This window comes from Leptospira noguchii serovar Panama str. CZ214, assembly GCF_000306255.2.
GTDB lineage: Bacteria > Spirochaetota > Leptospiria > Leptospirales > Leptospiraceae > Leptospira > Leptospira noguchii.
This window is the reverse complement of record NZ_AKWY02000016.1, coordinates 1-18,182: the sequence shown is the minus strand read 5'-3', so window position 1 is coordinate 18,182 and position 18,182 is coordinate 1. Positions and strand designations below refer to the sequence as shown.

Genomic DNA, 18,182 nt, shown 5'->3' with positions numbered 1-18,182 from the left:
AATATAAGGCCATTTTCCGGGGTTTTTGGACTTTGGGGGTATCTTTGGCCAACTTGCGGTTTGCTGAACAATGCTGAACAAGTCCTATTTAAAAATAACAACCTGCCTTTTGCCGTCGTAAACCCATTTTTCCATCCTGCACTGAAAAAGGGGAAAAAACCGTGTATCCGCTAAGTTTAGAACTACAATATTCCAAACTTTGGAGAGATGAGGTTTCCCGTTTTGCCAAACAGGTAAACTCTGTAATCCTCAACGGTGTTCAAACCTATTCTAAAGAGGCACGTGCGGATGGCTATTTCTTTGAGCCTGTTGTTCGGTTGGATGTTTCCGATCTCCGAGTCTTGCTCAACCAACTCAAAAATCAATATGGGGATTTCGCTCCTCGAAAAGAATTCGAATCCCAGATCAAACAAAACGTTCAAATGATCGATGCGTGGTCTCGGGACAAAACGAATTCGTTCATTAACAAACAATATGAAAGTATGAACTTCCCGCCTCGCGCTGGGGTTGTAGGAGGTGATCGATCGTTGTTTCGCGTTCCTGGAATTCCAGTCTCTCAAAAAGAGTCCGGCGAAATTTGGGACCGAGTTAACAAGATGATAAAGGAACAATCGAGTCTTGCGTCCAACGCTTTCCGAGACCACTTCGAAGCTGTTCAGAAAATCGTAACCGATGGACTTACCAAAAGATTGAAGTATCAGGACATTGCTACCCAAATCCAAAACGCAACTGGAGTTTCCGAACGTCGTGCGGAGTTTTGGGCGAAAGACCAAACCGGAAAATTTTTCAGCCAACAAAACAAACTCAGGCAAACAAATGCCGGATTTCCCGGCTTCGTTTGGAGAACTCAAAAAGACTCTAAGGTTCGAGATTCTCATTCACATGTCGCAGATAAATTTTACAAGTGGGGAGAACTTCCCTTTGTTAATCGCAAAGGTGGGCTGCCTGCTCGACTGGCTCCCGGTGACGATTATCGTTGTCGGTGCTGGGCAGAACCTTCATGGGGACCACAGGGATCTAAAAAGAATAATCCGAAGCCTTCTGGTTCTTCCCCCAAAATTATACTTCCCCCACGTCCTCAAACTCAATCAATCGTTCCGATTTTACATTCAGTAAATCTGAATCTTCCCGATCCGACAGTTCACGCCAACATTCAAAAAACGATTTCCGATCTGGATTCCATTTTGAAATTTCCAAAGGATCGAACCAACATCGGAGTCCATTATCTCGCCGGATCTAATTTAAAGAAAAACATCGCGGGCCTTTTTAATCCGAATACGAATCGAATTGAAATCAACAGCGGATTGAAATTTAAAGACACATACCAATCGACTTTTGTTCACGAGTTCGCGCATGCAATGGACTATCGTTGGTTGGGTAAGGATGGACGATATGAAAGTCATTCCGGGCCTGATTTCGCGGAGTTTAAAAACGTAGTTCAAAAAACGGAGTTGTATAAGCGACTACAACAAATCGGTAGAGAGGGGCGAACAAAAGTTCCCGGCCTCGATGTTCCTGTTGCATTGAGCAGAACTCAAAAAAGCTTGATTCCTTATTTTCTTACGACGGAGGAGCTCTTTGCGAGAGCGACGGAGATTTGGACAGCAGAAAGAACCGGTTCTAAAAATCTCCTTGCTCAAATTCAAAAAAAGAATAGTATGAATTTCGTAAATCATTACTGGGATGAAGACGACTTCAAACCTGTCTTATCGGTTCTTGATAAGATATTTAAAACGATGGGTTACTTGAAATGAAACGAGTTTCAGATATACTTCCAACTTTAACACCGGATAAGGTCGCTGAACTTTATGGAAAACTGGGCGACCCCAGTGCACAAAGAAACGAAGTGGTCGCAGCAATTATGAAAGTTAAAAACGTTTCCGAAGACGAAGCCCAAAACATTTTTGATTTCAATCTCTCAATGGTATCTCAGATGGAATCGGATCTCGATTCTCGTAAGTAGTTTCCATCTCTAAAAAATCTTCCTCACCTCCACTAAAAACGTCGGAAATTGCGGTCTCTTGTGTGACCTTGCGACCTTGTTTCTCTGGTAGGTTTACGTTATTATTCAATGCGTGAAACCGGAAAACGGAATTCGTTACGATTCTGCAACTGTCGAGCTGGAAGGACTTATAGAGGATGAAGCCGTTCTTCGGTGCCCTCTCGTCCTCGCTCGTGTCGGTGTATTCCCTTATACTCACTCTGATGGAAGAATTGTTCGAGAGGCAAAATTACCGGAAGAACTTTTCTCTCCGGAAACTCTCGCGTCTATACCGGGGAGACCCATTACTAAAAATCATCCTCCTATTTCAGACAACGACGGGCTGATCAACGATACGAACTATTCGTTATATGCGAAAGGCTCTCTTGGTGACTCTGTAAAAGTGAAGGGCGACGGAATTTGGGTCAATGAAACTATCTGGGACGCAAAATTAAAAGATTCGTTAAAACGACGTGATAAGGTGCAAATATCGTCGGGCTTTCGTTCGAAACTCGATTGGACGCCAGGCACCTTCAGGGGACAACAATACGATGTAGTTCAGAGAGATATTCGTTTTAACCACGCCGCTCATGTTGACAAAGGCCGCGCGGGTGATTCCGTTCGCGTCTACCTCGACCATGCCGATTTTCCGGAAGATATAAACTTTGCCGTCATTGCGACGGATGAAAATCAAACAGGAGAAAATATGTCTGAAAAACGAGACCTGATAAAAGAATTTCGTAATTTTCTAAAGAACTTAGGAGTCGCTCGAAATGATTCCGAGCCTTCTACGGCAACAACTGAACCCGCACCGGAACCTATCGATAAAGGTAAGCAATCGCCTTCACAGGAACAAGAGCAAAATAAGACAAAAGATGATCTTATCAAATCTCTAACAGCACAAGTTGCAACTTTAACCGATGCCCTTGCGGAAATGAAAAAACTTCTGGCTTCCGCAATGGCACCAGCAACTCAGGACTCGATTGCTCAGAGCCGGATAAAGTTGATCGAGACTGTTAAGTCGATCAAGCCGGACGCGACGACGGACGGGGTTTCTGCAAGAGATCTAAAGACGCTGGTCATCAAAGAAACGTTACCTTCTGCAAAGCTTGATTCAATCGACGATCAGGAATTGGACATTCGCTATGAATCTGCCGTAGAGCTTGCTCGCGAAAAAGCGTCTGTTCGAGGCGGTTCGAATAACCAGGAACAACAAAAACCAACTCCAAGGCAAGATGCTGATGATTTGAAGAAAATTCAGGAAGCACGGCTGAAAATGAACAAAAGAGGAGATAAGTAACATGAATCTGAAAATTTTGTTAAGTTTTCTAACCTTGTTTTACATTGTGATTTTCGGGATTTCATATTTCGAAGTAATTCCGTCCGAATTCCTACAAGTATTTTTCCCAATCGGTGCATTATTCGCTCTCATTGGAGCTCCGGTTCCTGAAGGCGGATTGTATAACGAACAACCCGGACTATTGGGAACCTCCTCCAGAGATTCGAAAGACGAGCGTAAGCGAGGAAGCGTTGTTTCAATCGGCAAATTACCTTTTGGTTCCGCAGTGATGCTCGTCTCTGGCGGAGAAGGTATTTCTGTTATAGGTGCTGACGCGGTTCAAGTCTCTTCCAATTTGCGATTTGATGGGGTGACATCCTATTCTAATGCCGCAGGAGACCTGAAAAATCTTTCTTACGACGACGGTGAACTTTGCACCTTCTTTGATAAAGGATACGTTTGGGTTCCTTGCGAGGAAGCAACTACGGAATTCGATACGGTTCGTATTCGAGTTGTTCAAGAAGGCACAAATGTCGTCGGGTCGTTTCGTAGAACCGCTATCCCTGGAAAGACTGCCGTTATCACAGGGGTTAAGTTTGCATCAAACCAAAATGTCGGAATAGCGGAACTGAACCTCGTGTCAGGTTTCACAATCACATTGGATAACTAAGGAGATTATCGATGCCTGAAGCAATATTTAGAAAAGAAGACTCAGAACACATTAAGACAGAACTCTTGACTCCAAGAAAAAACGAACTTGTAGCAAGAAATGTTTTCAACGTGAATTCAGATACGCCAACCTACTCACATGCCTATTCGGCTGAAGGTGTAGAGGATACCGGTTCAGCAAGGATCAGGGAATCCGGTTCGGATTCAGACGGTTTGCCCTTAGTTGGAGAAAAAGCCACAAAGGAAACTGACAAGTTGTTGGTTATCGAGGCCGGCTTTCGGATCACACAGGATGATTTAGACGCGGCGGAAGCGCGTAGGCAATCCGGCAAAGGTAGCGAATACCCAGTGTCCGAAAAACGACTCAACGGAACGAGACGTTATATTGCCGAGAAGGAAAATCGGGTTATTTTTCACGGCTGGAGTCTGGCTGGTAAGAAAATTAAAAGCGGTCTTTTTAACTGGCCTGGAATTCAGGAAGATCAGATTTCTGAAGTAGAAAATGGCAAGACTGGAGTTTCTAAACGCATCTGGAAATATAAGACTCCAGAGCAGATCCTTGCAGACATCGTTGATGCTAAGGCGGAGTTGGAAGGAAGTGGTAAATTCTCAGCAGCAGGAATCCTGATCGATGATGAAGATTATCTTCGTCTACTCATGCCGGTTTCTAGTAGCTCAAACGTAACAACGCTGCAGTGGCTTCTTCAGAATAAAGAACTCTTTTTTCCGCGTGGTTTTATTCGAACGAAGGATTTGTCCTACAACATCCTGAACAAAAAAATCGGGAACGACTCCGTCGGTGGATTTTGCGTTTTCGACGATGCTTCCGATGTTGCGGAAATCATCATCGCAAGAGACTTGGAAGTGGCAGAAGAACCGTTCAGTTCTTACGCCGGACAAATGAAAGTAAGGGCCTATGAAAAGATCGGCGGAATTCACGTTTACCAATCCAAAGGTATCGTGATGCGCTATGGAACTCATACGGTTAAAACCGTATAAGGATCGTCAACCATGCCAAGAGCAAGTATAGCACAGCTTAGAGCGTATGTCGGAGATCCAATCGCGGACTTAACAGATTCAGAACTCCAGTTGTTTCTTGATGATGCTGTCGCAAGCGTCATTGGTAACACTACGCTTTCTGAATCTCACCCGCGATTCAATGAGCTTCAACGTGCCCGAGCGGCTTACTTGCTCTTCAATGCAAATCGTATGAAGAACGAAGTGATGGCAGAATCGGCGGACGGAATTTCTCGTAACTACGATACGAATATTTCACCGGGTATGCAAGTATCTTGGCTGGATCTATATAACCAAAAACGAACTGAAATCCTTGGATTCAGGGGACGAATCGGATAATGCCAGCGATAATTGAAGATAATACGAATCTGGATCAACTCATTAAGGATTTGGAATATATAGAATCGGCAACGATCACAGTCGGCCTTGTAGGTTCCGTTGATAGTGATTTATTGAAGAGTGCCGGGGCCAATGAATTTGGCGCAGTGATCAGGCCAAAGAATTCAAAATGGCTGACGATTCCTTTACTTCCGGAACTTCGCGGAAAGAGTCCTCGGAGTATCTCAGGTCTTAAATTCATTCCTCCGAAAAAAGGAAAATCATCGGCAATGCTCGCAAAGTCGGAAGGTGGTCATTTGGTCCCTCTCTTCATTCTTACTAAAAAGGTCGTTATCCCGGAAAGATCCTGGCTACGCGGAACCTTTGATTTGCAATCCTTCCAAGACGCTGTGATGGCAGAATTTGAAAAAGGAATTCAAGATTTCTTAAATGCGGAAATTGAGGCAATACAGGTTTTGCATCGAGTCGGGCTTAGAGCCGTTTCCGAAATCAAAAACCGAATTGTAAATAATGATCCTCCGTTCAAAGACCTTTCTGGATTGACTACAAATTTAAAAGGAAACGCAAAACCTTTGCGAGATCAATTAAGATTATTTAATGCGATCAACTACGCAATAGATGGGAAGGTGGCTACATGAGTCTTACGGGTGTTTCCGAATCTCTTAAACCGTTCATACGGCCGGTTGTGTATTACAAGAAGATGAAAACGAAGAACGCAAAGGGAGAAGTCATCACTACATACGAAAGCGGAGTTCCTTTGGATTTACCAGTGACCACTGTGAGCACAAGACTACTGATTGCGATGTCGGAAGGATCATATACATCGGAAGATAGAAACTTCTATCAGCTTGGGAACGCTCTTCCAATTGATTACGAGGATAAGTTCGAGTTCAACGGAGTAAAATACCTCGTCACGATGATTAAGGATATGACGTTTGAAGCTGGATACATTCGTTACGTCTGCAAAAAGGAGATTCGTAAATTATGAAATACGAATATATACGATCCGTGATGGATAAACTTCAGGCAGTCTTGGAAGTATCCTATCCCGGAATCAAAATTGAGTTAGGTGATCAGAATGTCGATACGCCTGAGTATCCTTTCGGCTCATATAAGATTCTTGTTTTAAATCAAGATCCGACAAAGTCCGCGTCTTCCTGGATAGAAGCAACGAGCGCGGAAGACTTCAAACAGGCCTTTCGGAAAAATCAAACGGCATCGATCAGTCTCGCATTCCTGCACAACTCATCGATTTCTACATGTTGGGATTTGTGCCAGATGGCTGTTGATTGGTTTGATTCGATTCAAGGGATGACAGAATGCGAAAAGTTTGGAATTACTCCGCAACTCATAACCGGAGATGTCCAAGACAGAACCACCGTTTTGGAATCAACGCAATACGAATACAAGGCGGGATTTGACGTTATGTTCAGATCCAGGAAGTTCAACGAAACACAGGGCAAAACAACCGCAAGCGCGCCTTCGGTTGAATTTCAGGAGGAAGCATGAGCGCACAGACCATTTCCAAAATCGATCCGATTTCAATCAATATTTTTCTTAGAAACACCCCCGTTTCTCAAATGGGATTCGGACTACCGATGATTTTGGGGATCAAAGCACCTATCTATTTTCTTCAAATCGGAACCGCTACGAGTGGGCTCGTTTGGAAATCCGCAACGTCGGGCGTTGTTTTTATCCAAGTAAAATACGTCATCAACGGAAACAATACGGCTCTCAGCGTAGTTCGCTCCGGAACCGGAACGGAAAACGATCCGTATACAATTACGGTCAACGTCGCAACGAACGGAAGCGGAATCGCAACCTCTACCGCCCATCAAATCAAACTCGCGGCGGAAGCAGTCTCCAACGTGGCAGGTGCGACAAAGATCGTAGACGTTGTAGAAGTTGCCAATACCGGAAGCGGTGTTGTTTCAGCGTTTGCTCAAGCACCTCTCTATTATGAAAGATACATGGAAATCACTTCCGCGGATGATCTTTTGGGACTCGGCTTTCTTTCTACGGATAAGGAATACATCCAAGCGACGCAGGTCTTTCGACAAACGCCAAGGCCAAAGACAGTCGCTGTTTTACTTTTGACTACATGGGCGAATGCGGCGACTGAGATCGCAGCTCTCAGAAACTCAGGACAAGACGCTTGGTTTAAAACCATTGCGACTACGCATAACAAAAATGAAATATACACGTTAGGGGACTATCTCGCCTCCATCGAGAAAATGTTCTTTGCTTGCACAGATGATTTGACCGCACTCGTGGGAAGAAATTCGATTTGGGAATATTTGATGATTCACAAGAATCCTGATTCTTTCCCGGAGGCCGCATGGGTTGGAAATACAGCTCCTCGAAGGGTTGGATCGTATAACTACGCATATTTGCCGTTGGATGGCGTGGAGAATTCCGGATACACGAACTCTCAAGCGAGTTCTATCCTTTCCGACAAGGGAAATCTGATCGTTGATTTCGGAGGAAGGCAAGTTCCCTATCCAGGAATTTCGACCGCTCAGGTTTATGCAGATGTGGTAGAAAATCGAGTTTGGTTGAAAGCACGACTCCGAGAGAACATCACAAGTCTCTTCCTAAACTCCGACGTAGTTCCTTACACGATTCAAGGAATTCAAATGATTGAAGCACGGATGCGAGAGGTTTTCGTTCAAGCCGGTGTTCAAGGAATCATCGCGCCTGTCGAAACGGATGCGGACAAAGCGCGCTCCGATTTAGGAGACTATCAATACAAAATCAACTTACCCGAAACGATCGATGAGATTCCGACGAACGATCGGAACAATCGTATTTTGCCTAACGTCACTTTTTCGTGTCGTTTGAGAGGAGCAATTAACGAAGTCGATATTGACGGTGAACTTACCTAAAAGGAGCAATCGAATGAATGGAATTTGGGACCCAAAGAAACTAAACGTAAACTGTAACGGACGTGAAGTTTCCGGAATGAGCCAAGCGGATGGCTTCTTTAAAATCGAACCCGTAACCAAAGAATACATCCTATCTCAAGTTGGCATCAAGGGCGATTGGAATATCTCAGAGGTGTATGACGGACGGGCCAAACTCACGATCGTCCTCATGGGAGATTCACCTGAGAATGAGTTCTTTTTCGCAATGGGAGAAGGAAGACTTCCATGTGTGTTTACGATGAAAGACCGATCCGATGGCGGTATGCTCGGCTTCTCCGCACAAGGGAGAGTTTGGGAAAGACCTACAATCGAACGCGGAAAGGAGTATAAGGATCGGACTTGGGTTTTTCTTCTTCCGGATTATAAAGGAGTTTTAACAGCATGAACAACGAACGAGACCCCATAGCAAAACGAAACGTAGCGGAATATACAGGTCAGACGGTTCAACGAAAATCCGAATCCAAAACAGAATCGATTCCGTCTGACGACCCAATTCTTGTTGAAATCGACGACGATGCGAAAGTCGCAACGATTCAATTCGTTGACGGACATAGTTACAAACTTCAGCATCCTGGAAATCGAAAAGCCCTTCGTTGGAGACAAGAATCGATATCCTTAACGGACGGTTTGAATCAAGACAAACTTCTGGATAAGTTCTTTAAGTTTTGTGTAAAACCAGTCTCACACAATTTTGAACCTACGTTAGACAACATCGAACCGAATCATGTGGAGGTGTGGCTAAGAATGGCTAACCGATTTCTTAAGTGGGAGTTGGAATAACCGGTTCCCAAATTTTGAAGAGGTCCCTTCGATCGAAGAATGGTTAAAATGGATAGACGAAGAAGTCGATCGGGAATTACAAATCTGGAAACCGTTTATTTTGGGAGCAGCACAGTTTAGCCAAAGCGAGATCGAAGACGCACCTACAATTCTATATGCGAAGATCATGGAGGTTGTGGATCGAAGGAAAAAACGAGAAGCGGAAGAGAAGACAGAGGAATTGAAGTTTTTGGCGAAGTTGATCAGAGGAGCCTGATCTTAATCGTATTAGAAAATTCGAATGTATAAAGGAAAAGTAAGAATAAATGGCAGTCAGAGAACTCAAGATAGCTCTTAAAACAAACCAAGGTGATGCTACAGACGCCCTGAAAGAGTATAAGGAAGAATTGAATACTGTAAAAAAACAATTCTCTGATCTGGGTGGTTCTCTCGATTTGTTCACGGATTCCCAGGCCGCCGCTTTTAAAGAGTTCGGTGAATCCATTGGAGACAGCCTTGCCGGAAAAGCTGATCCCGCAATTTCCGAACTCGCCAAAAAGTTTAAAACTACAGAATCAAACATAGAGCGTTTGATTTCAAAATCCCGTGAAGATTTAAAACTGGATTCGGAACTGATCGCAACCGCAAAAGCTGCAGGACTCACAGACAAAGAACTCGAAAAGCTTAATCAGGAAATGTCTGATACGGCGAATAGTGCGGGTTCCCTCTCCGGAATGCTCAAGCAAGTTGCGGCAATCGGAATCGCTTTCGCCGTTGGATCATTTGCTACAGCATCGATCGAAGCGGCTACTGCATTAGAAAAACAAAATGGAATTCTTCAGACTCTTTCTGGCACTCAATATCCAAAGCTACAATCTGCGATCACACAAACGATTCAGAATTCAAAAGGTCTGGCCTCGGAAGGGGGTCTTTCGCAAGTTGCGAATGACGCGATGAAAGCGGGGATGTCCGTTGATTTCATTTCCAAGAATCTTTCCGGGCTCTCGCAAGTTGCGGAAGTAGCTGGCAATGAACTTTCCGCTTCAATGAATGAAGCCTATCAATCTATTCAAACCGGCTCCGATGATTTTCTGAAAAAGAATGGTGTGCTTTTCTCTTCATATACCAAAGAGTTTAATCAGATCAACAACTCTGCAATGACTGAAGTCTCGAAACGTCTTGCCAGAGAAAGGCTGATCTCTACCGCACTCAAAGAAAATTCTGCGCTTCAAGATGCGTATGGATCACATCTAAAATCAGCCTCGGCAATCTTTCAAGCCTACAATCAAAGGATGGGAGACCTGAAGGCATTGTTTGGAAAAGTCCTTCTTGAAGGAATGAAGCCGTTTCTGTCTACGTTCGTTAGTATATTAGAATATTTTACTGTTGGAGAGGACGCACTCAATCGAGTAAAAGGAGCGTTGGTCATATTTGGTTCGGTGTTTACCGGAGTTTTGGTAGCCATTGCCGCGAAGATGGTTGTTGCAGCTTCCGCAACTGCCGGCGGAATGATTCCTGCACTGTATGGAATGGCAGTGGCTGGTTGGGCGGCTATTGCCCCTTGGCTTCCTTTTATAGCAATCGGCGCGGCTGTCGCGGCAACTATCGCCGCAATCGTTTTGATTGTAGACGACCTTCTTGTTTGGATGGATGGAGGCGAATCGATCATAGGGGATTTTCTCGGTCCATTCAAAGATTTTGATATTAAAAAAATATTTGGACAAGCATTTGATTATTTAATCAACCTCGCCAAAAAATACGGAAAGTTTTTGATCATGGCTCTCTTTCCGGTTAGCACTTTGTATTTTTATTTTGATGAAATCGTTGAGTGGTTTAAATCACTTCCCGAAATTATCGAAAACCTATTCAAAGGCATCGGCCCGAAAATCAAAGAAGCATTTTCTGGAATCTTACCTTCCGGGATCTTCAATTTTGGAGCACCTGGAAAAGCGGATAACGCGACAAGTGTTCAAGATGCAATCATTACAAAATCCGGAAAGGTGATTCACACACATCCGGACGACAACTTGGTTGCAGTAAAGGACTTAGGATCACTTGGAAGATCCAAATCTTCCGGAGGAATCTCGGTCAATATTGCAAATGTTACGTTAGGAGCGGGTTCACCACAGGAAAACGCTACGATCTTTGCAAAGTTTTTAGAGAGAGAGCTGGAAAAAATCGCAATCAAACTCGGTCTTTCCGCTGGACTCTCTCCGGAGGCGTTATAATGGAAAGCCCCTTAGCCCGAACTACAATCGCATTAACAGACGGCGACGATGAAATCGAACTCAATGTGTCTCTTGAGATACAACATTCGTATCCCGCCGAGATAACCGGACACCCGATCGAAAAAGAGAAAGGAAAGACCTCAGTCACGGATCACGTAATTCCAGGTCAAAGAGGAATCTCACTCAGTGCGATCCTTTCAAATTCTATCGCAATATTTTCTTTCCGTCGAGTGACTGTAGACGAAAAATTAGAAACGCTCATTCGTTGGCAAACGGAGGGAACGTTTCTAACAATGCTTGGTTATACAACCGGCGGGATTTTCACTAAAATCCTATCGATGCTTCCGTCTTTTTTTCGATACGTTCCGCCGGATGATCCAGACAAGCGATACTTAGGCAGATCTATCGATGAAATTCCAAATCTCTTAATCGGAGATATTACGTTTTCTGAATCTAAAGATATTGGAAATGATATTAGTATAACCTTATCGATTTATCCGGTCCAAATTGTAGAGGCAAAGACCAGGAATTTGAATGCTGTGAAATCAGGAGGGAAACAGCCGATCAAAGAAGTGAACGTAGACCCAAGTAAAAGAATCCTGCTAAAACAAAAGCCATTGTTAAATCATTCTTTTAAGGTTAAATCTTAATATGCCAACGTTTAAATACTTACAATTCAAACCAAACTCTTTTCCAATTCGAAATCAATGTGAAATTGAAGGAAAGGATTATGAGTTTGAGTTCAACTACAATTCAGTTGGTGATTTTATTACGGTTCTTGTAAGAGACTCGGAAGGTAATATTCTATTTTCAACAAAGCTTGTCTACGGAATTTCCTTGAATCACTTTGTAGTGGATGGGTTTCCAAACAATGTCAAACTCATCCCTTTAGATCTGGATGATCTGTATCGAGATGAGTTTGTGGAAATCTCTGTCAACAGAGACACGCTCGGATCTACGGTTCAAATTTATATCATTGAGAAAACGGTATGATCGGAAATCCGAAACTTTACGGCCGTGTTGTTTCTTTGGAAATTCTTCCGAAGACAGGTCTCGGAAAAGAGTTCACCTATCCTCCGTTTGACATCGAATTCGAGTCTGATTTAGAGAAGCTGAATATAACGAAAGTTTTAATCTATAATGTCAACGACGACACGATGGAAATGATAGGAGCAAAAGCCAGGGGAAAAGAATTCCTATATCCCACTGCGATGTTAAGCGCAGGGTATAAAGATGAAAACGGTTTGGTCGTGAGCGGGGAAGTTATTCTTCCCAAAATGAAACAGGAGGGGCCGAATAAGATTTTAGAATTCACTATCTCATCAAATGCCGGTTCCTGGAATAGTTTCTATATTATGAAAACGTATAGTAACCTTCCTGCACAAACTGTCATACTCGATATTCTAACTCAAGGCAACATCAAACCTGGATCTATAACATTAGGAGAAGATAAAGTAATCAATTTTAGCGCAACAAAGTCTTTAGGAGAATGCGTTAAAAGTTTCTGTGAGCTAACAAAATCTCAATACTGGATGCAAGACGGACTTTTACACATCTCCCCGCTCGATCCTCCTTCTAAACCAAGCACGATCTTCTTAGACAATCTTCCGGGCTTATTGGAGTTCCTGAGAAAAATCAAAAAACCTGGAAGGTTACAAGCCTTTTCCGTCACAAGCTCAAATTAAATCAGGTGATTGCAGTCAAAGGCGGAAGTTTAGATGGAGAATGTAGAATCGTAAAAGGAAAACATCGCTTCTCTACATTCCAACCTACGAACTATACCGAACTTGAGGTCCTTCCGTTATGATCACTCTGGACGACGTGATTCTCAAAGCGATCAAAAAGCAACTCGCAAACGTTCAGGTTGGACTTCCTGGAACGATCGAATCGTTTAATCCTTCGTTGATGACGGCTAACGTAAAACTTCTTTTTAAACAGATCAATGGACAAGGGGAAGAGATCGACTTTCCGGTTCTCTCGAATATTAGAGTCGGAACTCTTTGGGCGGGTGATTTCTTTATCAAGCCAGACTACAAACGTGGGGATAAAGTTTGGGTTTCGTTCTCGACGCATGATACGTCAGACGCAATTCGTGGAATCTCAACAGTAGCTTCTGAGTCTTTATTCGATCTTCAAAGCGCCTGTGTGCAATCCGGATTCAAAGGAGATCTTGACGCTCCGGCATTCACAGCAAATCTTCCAGGATTACTAATCGGACACAAACAAGGTCAATCTTTAATTCAATTGGATGACGATACGATCAAAATTCGAGGTGGGCTTATCGATCTTTCAGAGTCAGCCGTATTGGGTGAAACTCTATCACAATTTCTTAAAATGATTCTGGATGTCTTTATAAACAACGCGTCTGCATTTACAACGAATACGGTTCCTGGTTCTCCGGCGGGCCTATCGCCTGTGATCGTTGCAGCATTGACCGCGCGTAAAGCGGAAGTCGATCAGATTATTTCTCACAAGGTGAAGATCGGATGAAGGGCTTGATGGTTGAGAACAACGACATCGTTCGCATCAACGGAAAGCTGGTTGTAATCGAAGGTTTGGAATACTATTCACAACGTATCAGGCATTCAATACGACTGTGCCTCGGAGAATCTGTTTACGAACCATTGAAGGGCGTCGACTGGAATACAATTTTCTCAAAAAAAGTTCCAAAGGATAGAGTCCTCTTCGAAATACAAAAAATTTTACAAAGGGATCCTGAAACCGTTTCAGTTGAAAACATCGAAATCGTAGAAGAGCCAAGTGATAGCAGGAATCTGAATATTCATTTTTCTGCAATTACAGTTTACGGCTTAGTTACGGGAGCAGTATAATGTCCGGAGTTACTTCACAGGGATTCATACGCAAAACGAGGGACGAAATCATCTCCGATCTGGAAGCTAAGTATCGGACTGGGCTTGGATCTGACATCGACCTCTCAATTTTAAGCGAGGACGGAATCCGCATGAGAGTCCTCGCGGATGAGTTAGACGAAATTCATAAGCTTGCGGAAGATATTTTCTATTCCAACTTCGCTCATACCGCAACCGGCGTTTCGTTGGATCGAGTTTTGAATCCTCTCGGTTCCGAACGGCAACCAGCCAAACGGGCAATCGTAGGTTTGCGTTTTTCCGGCGTAAACGGTTCGTTTGTGAATATAGGAACAATTTGTCAAACTGGTAGTGGAATCCAGTTTATTACGATCGAATCCGGAACTGTCTCCGGAGGAAGCGTTTTACTCAACGCACAAGCTCTCAATATTGAATATGGTATCTCGGGTAACGTAAGTGCAAATTTGATCACGACGATCAATACGGCTCTTACCGGAATCGACTCTGTAACAAATCCAGAACCTGCAAGAGGTGGCAGAGTGATCGAAACAGATTCAGAATATCTAAATCGATTTATTGATTCCGGAATCAACGGCGGAAGTTCGGCTGCAAACGTTCAAGGCGCATTAAATAATATTGAATCGGTTTTGTCCGCAAAAGTTTACGAAAACGTTACTGATTTCGTAGACGTTGAAGGCCGAAATCCTCACTCTATGGAAGCAGTCATTGAAGGTGGAACTCCTACGGAAATCGGAGATTGTTTTCTGAAAAACTGGCCGGGTGGTATCGAGTCGTTGGGATCGAATTCAACAACTCTCATTGATAACAAGGGAGTTGCGCGCACCTATTATTTCAATCGACCAACTGACGTTCCTATCTTCGTGAAAATCGATATTCTGCGAGACCTGACTCTTTGGGAAACCGGTTCCGAGACAATCGTAAAAACAAATTGTATCAAGGTGCTCGGTGGCGTTGATGCGATCGGTCCGATTTCCACTTCTTACAAAGGTGACGGAACCGGCGAAGATGTTTTCGCATGGAAACTGATCGCCGCACAAAGCGGTCTGTCCGAATACGATTCCGTTAAAGTTCATGGAATCAAATCTATGGCAGTTAGAGTCGGTCTGTCTGCTCCTGCGACGTTAGATGAACTTGTTATTAGCAGTCGACAAAGAGCAAAACTTGTTACCGCAAACATTCAGGTAAACTTTCTATGAAAAGCATTGATGCGATTCTGCAAAAATATCCTACGTCTCTCTTTAACCGTGATCCTGATTCTGAAATCGGTAGGAAATGGAAAGCGGATCTTGAATTGTTAAACGAAGTTCGAACAACACTCGAATCAATCAGAGGTGTTTCGGATTATAGAATTCAAAACGGAGCGATTCTCGACCTGATTGGTAAAAATCTCAAACAGCCTCGGAACGGAATGGATGATTTTCGTTATCGCATTTTCCTTTCCATAGCGAGACAAAAGCAGAAATCAAAGGGTGACATCTATTCGATGAACGAAATCGGTTCTCAGATTCTTGCGGGAACTGGAACGTTATACGAAATTCAAGAGCTTTGTTATTCAGGTGTCCCAATGTTCTTGGACGGTTCTCTGACACTCAATGGAGAGTATCCGCTTTCGGGAAGTTCTAAAAGACCGGCTACGATTCGAGTCATATTTTCAGGTTCAATCGATACAGTCGTTGTAAGTCCAGAATTCAATAAGGCGATCGCACAGATCCGCGCCGGTGGGGTTCGTTCGATTATAAACTATCGCTTTGAAACATCTACCTTATCAGGAAAATTATATGGCTTTGCTCTTCGTTCATCCATGTTTGACGGGACGTGGCCGCTAAACGGTTTCACAATTCTTTCCGGAGACAAGGTGGGAATTCAACCGTATGAAATCGCGTTCGGAACAGGTGGATTAATTTCTGGAATTCCTCGACCTCCTCAAGATTCGGATACGGGTTTGCAAAATGAAGTTTTTAGAAAGCTCGCCGAGATTCAAAACAATCCGGATGGGACAAGAAGTTTTAAAACGACAATCAAGCAATCCGAATTGATTGGGCAAAGTATCAACGAACTTGCACTTTTTGAAGAAGACGGCAATTTGCTTTTTCTTAAAACCTTCCCTTCTAAACCAAAAGACAATCTAATAGTTTACGATTTCGTAATAAATGAGGAATTCCAATGATTCAAATTCTTGTCAGAGAGACCATGATTGAAATTGCAGGGAAAGATAAAGCAAGAATCGAAATGATTCCGGTTGCAGTGTTTTCGGATCATTCTGAACTCTTGCAATATTGTGAGAAGAAAGGTTTTCAAAAAAATGGAAACGGACTTGAGTCTGAATTCTATCGGGAAATGGATTTGAGACAAATGAAAGAGCAAGTTCGATCCTATTTTAAGATCGAACAACCTTTTAAATTGCATGAACGATTTGTAATTTTTGAACAGGAGTTAAAGTAAAAAAATGGCAGTTTTTAATCCGACAAAAACAAGAACTTGGTCCAAAAATACACCAGCGGACGGGGACCTAATCGACGACGAACTAGATCGTCTCTACGAGAACGATCAGTATGCAAAGGATCGCTCCGATGCAACCGATATGAATATATTGAATTTGTTGATTCCGCTGGGAAGTGTTATAGAAGACAATCTAAACATTGCTTCCACATCTATATTCAAAGATGCGAATGGACAATCTATTCCAAGAACTACTTTTTCAACCCTTTGGAACTTGGTTCATAAAACGGTAACTGGAATCGTTCCAGCAACGGATCGAATCACTGTAAATGCTCACGGCTTCACGGAAGGTCAGCTTGTAAAGTTTGCCTTTACTGGAGGAGGAATCACTGCATTAGTGAATTATTATGTACGAAATCCGACGACAAATGACTTTCAGATTTCTGTAATGGTGACTGGTTCCATACTCGATCTTACGTCTTCTCAAACTGGGGATATGATTACGAATTTGGAATATGGCTTTGGGGACGGTTCAACGACGTTTAATGTTCCTGATCGACGCGGTATATTCGTGAGAGGTGCAGGAGTTCATGGGACGAGAGCAAAGGCTGCGGGCGGAAATTATGACGGTGGACCGGTTGGGTATGCGGGACAGGATGCGATGCAGGACCACCGTCACAATTTTTCCTATAACAATCCAATGGGAATTATTGGAGGAGTCGGGGGATATTGGTTAGCCGGAGGCGGGACAAACGCAGGCAATACAAATTTAGTTATATTAGAACCAATGACCGACGGGGTCAACGGGACGCCACGCCGGGGGAATGAAAATACTCCAGCATATGTAGCAGTAAAATACAAAGTGAGGGTAGCATAATGAATTATATTATCGATAAACATTCTAAAAACGTAATTTGGATTAATACCGACCCGAATTCATTGGCGGGTAAAGACGCATGGAACGATTTCGACCCAAATGCCCATGAAGTCATTCATGCCTTGCATTATAATCCGAAAATCGGAGATATATTTCGAGCCAAGGTGGAAAATGAAACCGCACAAGATTTCGTTCCGAAAAAAGTTTACAACAAGACGACGATGTTTGAAAGGACTCTACAAAATTGGGAAGACGAAATTGATTTGGAAAAAGAAACGGAACGGGAACCGTTGAAAAATCCGAGCGGAAACTTTTTACCATATCAGAAATATACGAACTCGGGTTGGGTGATCGACTTGGAAGAACGAAAAGCTGGTCTTTTGGCGGAGAACCGTCTTATTTTTAACTCAAAATTAGAATCCTATCGGGGGAAAGTCGAATGTCGAAATTCGGTTTGGGATTCCGGAAAAAAATATTTGGAGAATATTCAAAAAACATTGAGTATCTACTCCAAGCAAAAAATTCAAATTCTTCCGGAGTGGAGAGACGCAAACGACACATTTCATACTATGAATGTTGAAGAACTTTCGGAACTGGCCGATACCATTGAAATGGATATTTTCGACGTAGGACGCATGCTCTATGCAAAAAAATGGGAACTGGAAATCAGAATTCAATCCTCTTCTTTAGAAGAATTTTTGGACTTAGCTACAGCTTGGAGCTGAAATGTTTTCAGTTGCGTCTTGCGTGCGTTTTCGCAATTTAAAACGCGCGCGCAAACAAAGATACAACGTACGTAAATGTTCTGAACGACCTGGAAA

The 18,182-nt window shown here is 43.1% G+C and carries 22 protein-coding genes and 2 pseudogenes; all 24 read left to right on the top strand.

Annotation, left to right across the window (positions count from 1 at the left end):
• Positions 1 to 161 precede the first annotated feature (161 nt).
• The 24 genes and pseudogenes from LEP1GSC059_RS06330 (at position 162) to LEP1GSC059_RS06215 (ending at position 18,086) form a co-directional block, all read left to right on the top strand.
• Entirely contained in the window at positions 162 to 1,754 is a 1,593-nt protein-coding gene (locus LEP1GSC059_RS06330; protein WP_017213685.1) for a minor capsid protein, read from the top strand.
• A complete protein-coding gene (locus LEP1GSC059_RS06325) occupies positions 1,751 to 1,963 on the top strand; it encodes a hypothetical protein (RefSeq protein WP_017213686.1) in 213 nt (70 codons plus the stop codon). The genes LEP1GSC059_RS06330 and LEP1GSC059_RS06325 overlap by 4 nt, the downstream gene beginning before the upstream one ends.
• Before the next feature lie 112 nt (positions 1,964 to 2,075).
• The gene (locus LEP1GSC059_RS06320) at positions 2,076 to 3,281 is read left to right on the top strand and encodes a DUF2213 domain-containing protein (RefSeq protein ID WP_017213687.1); all 1,206 of its coding nucleotides are present in this window, start codon (positions 2,076 to 2,078) and stop codon (positions 3,279 to 3,281) included.
• A 1-nt stretch (position 3,282) separates the two neighbouring features.
• Positions 3,283 to 3,930: a structural cement protein Gp24 gene (locus LEP1GSC059_RS06315; RefSeq protein ID WP_017213688.1), complete on the top strand. Its 648-nt coding sequence runs from the start codon at positions 3,283 to 3,285 to the stop codon at positions 3,928 to 3,930.
• 11 nt (positions 3,931 to 3,941) lie between these two features.
• A complete protein-coding gene (locus tag LEP1GSC059_RS06310) occupies positions 3,942 to 4,928 on the top strand; it encodes a major capsid family protein (RefSeq protein WP_017213689.1) in 987 nt (328 codons plus the stop codon).
• 12 nt (positions 4,929 to 4,940) lie between these two features.
• Positions 4,941 to 5,285: a hypothetical protein gene (locus LEP1GSC059_RS24835; RefSeq protein WP_017213690.1), complete on the top strand. Its 345-nt coding sequence runs from the start codon at positions 4,941 to 4,943 to the stop codon at positions 5,283 to 5,285.
• Complete coding sequence (locus LEP1GSC059_RS06300) at positions 5,285 to 5,923, top strand: hypothetical protein (protein WP_017213691.1); 639 nt, start codon at positions 5,285 to 5,287, stop codon at positions 5,921 to 5,923. The genes LEP1GSC059_RS24835 and LEP1GSC059_RS06300 overlap by 1 nt, the downstream gene beginning before the upstream one ends.
• The gene (locus LEP1GSC059_RS06295) at positions 5,920 to 6,273 is read left to right on the top strand and encodes a hypothetical protein (RefSeq protein ID WP_017213692.1); all 354 of its coding nucleotides are present in this window, start codon (positions 5,920 to 5,922) and stop codon (positions 6,271 to 6,273) included. Before LEP1GSC059_RS06300 ends, LEP1GSC059_RS06295 begins: the two co-directional genes overlap by 4 nt.
• Entirely contained in the window at positions 6,270 to 6,794 is a 525-nt protein-coding gene (locus LEP1GSC059_RS06290; protein ID WP_017213693.1) for a phage neck terminator protein, read from the top strand. Before LEP1GSC059_RS06295 ends, LEP1GSC059_RS06290 begins: the two co-directional genes overlap by 4 nt.
• The gene (locus LEP1GSC059_RS06285; protein ID WP_017213694.1) at positions 6,791 to 8,170 is read left to right on the top strand and encodes a DUF3383 family protein; all 1,380 of its coding nucleotides are present in this window, start codon (positions 6,791 to 6,793) and stop codon (positions 8,168 to 8,170) included. The genes LEP1GSC059_RS06290 and LEP1GSC059_RS06285 overlap by 4 nt, the downstream gene beginning before the upstream one ends.
• 13 nt (positions 8,171 to 8,183) lie before the next feature.
• Positions 8,184 to 8,594 carry a phage structural protein gene (locus LEP1GSC059_RS06280; protein ID WP_017213695.1) on the top strand — a complete coding sequence of 137 codons (411 nt, stop codon included), beginning with the start codon at positions 8,184 to 8,186 and terminating at the stop codon, positions 8,592 to 8,594.
• A complete protein-coding gene (locus LEP1GSC059_RS06275; RefSeq protein WP_017213696.1) occupies positions 8,591 to 8,989 on the top strand; it encodes an LIC_12613 family protein in 399 nt (132 codons plus the stop codon). The genes LEP1GSC059_RS06280 and LEP1GSC059_RS06275 overlap by 4 nt, the downstream gene beginning before the upstream one ends.
• Before the next feature lie 31 nt (positions 8,990 to 9,020).
• Positions 9,021 to 9,245: a hypothetical protein gene (locus tag LEP1GSC059_RS06270; RefSeq protein WP_036057207.1), complete on the top strand. Its 225-nt coding sequence runs from the start codon at positions 9,021 to 9,023 to the stop codon at positions 9,243 to 9,245.
• 49 nt (positions 9,246 to 9,294) lie between these two features.
• A complete protein-coding gene (locus tag LEP1GSC059_RS06265; protein ID WP_017213698.1) occupies positions 9,295 to 11,196 on the top strand; it encodes an LIC12611 family phage tail protein in 1,902 nt (633 codons plus the stop codon).
• Positions 11,196 to 11,833, top strand: a pseudogene (locus LEP1GSC059_RS06260) (phage baseplate protein). The gene LEP1GSC059_RS06265 and the pseudogene LEP1GSC059_RS06260 overlap by 1 nt, the downstream one beginning before the upstream one ends.
• 14 nt (positions 11,834 to 11,847) lie before the next feature.
• On the top strand, positions 11,848 to 12,189 hold the full coding sequence (locus LEP1GSC059_RS06255) for a phage baseplate plug family protein (protein WP_017213700.1): 342 nt from the start codon (positions 11,848 to 11,850) through the stop codon (positions 12,187 to 12,189).
• A pseudogene (locus tag LEP1GSC059_RS06250) lies at positions 12,186 to 13,003 on the top strand (phage protein). The gene LEP1GSC059_RS06255 and the pseudogene LEP1GSC059_RS06250 overlap by 4 nt, the downstream one beginning before the upstream one ends.
• Positions 13,003 to 13,686, top strand: a complete 684-nt coding sequence (locus tag LEP1GSC059_RS06245) for a Gp138 family membrane-puncturing spike protein (protein WP_201028171.1) — start codon at positions 13,003 to 13,005, stop codon at positions 13,684 to 13,686. The pseudogene LEP1GSC059_RS06250 and the gene LEP1GSC059_RS06245 overlap by 1 nt, the downstream one beginning before the upstream one ends.
• Positions 13,683 to 14,027, top strand: coding sequence for a contractile injection system sheath initiator (locus LEP1GSC059_RS06240; protein ID WP_017213703.1), 345 nt, complete (start codon positions 13,683 to 13,685; stop codon positions 14,025 to 14,027). The genes LEP1GSC059_RS06245 and LEP1GSC059_RS06240 overlap by 4 nt, the downstream gene beginning before the upstream one ends.
• Positions 14,027 to 15,241, top strand: a complete 1,215-nt coding sequence (locus LEP1GSC059_RS06235; protein ID WP_017213215.1) for a baseplate J/gp47 family protein — start codon at positions 14,027 to 14,029, stop codon at positions 15,239 to 15,241. Before LEP1GSC059_RS06240 ends, LEP1GSC059_RS06235 begins: the two co-directional genes overlap by 1 nt.
• Entirely contained in the window at positions 15,238 to 16,212 is a 975-nt protein-coding gene (locus tag LEP1GSC059_RS06230) for a hypothetical protein (protein WP_017213216.1), read from the top strand. Before LEP1GSC059_RS06235 ends, LEP1GSC059_RS06230 begins: the two co-directional genes overlap by 4 nt.
• Positions 16,209 to 16,487 carry an LA_1064 family peroxide-responsive upregulated protein gene (locus LEP1GSC059_RS06225; protein WP_017213184.1) on the top strand — a complete coding sequence of 93 codons (279 nt, stop codon included), beginning with the start codon at positions 16,209 to 16,211 and terminating at the stop codon, positions 16,485 to 16,487. Before LEP1GSC059_RS06230 ends, LEP1GSC059_RS06225 begins: the two co-directional genes overlap by 4 nt.
• 4 nt (positions 16,488 to 16,491) lie before the next feature.
• The gene (locus LEP1GSC059_RS06220) at positions 16,492 to 17,361 is read left to right on the top strand and encodes a hypothetical protein (protein ID WP_017213217.1); all 870 of its coding nucleotides are present in this window, start codon (positions 16,492 to 16,494) and stop codon (positions 17,359 to 17,361) included.
• Positions 17,361 to 18,086 carry a DUF4376 domain-containing protein gene (locus LEP1GSC059_RS06215; protein ID WP_017213187.1) on the top strand — a complete coding sequence of 242 codons (726 nt, stop codon included), beginning with the start codon at positions 17,361 to 17,363 and terminating at the stop codon, positions 18,084 to 18,086. Before LEP1GSC059_RS06220 ends, LEP1GSC059_RS06215 begins: the two co-directional genes overlap by 1 nt.
• Positions 18,087 to 18,182: the final 96 nt, after the last annotated feature.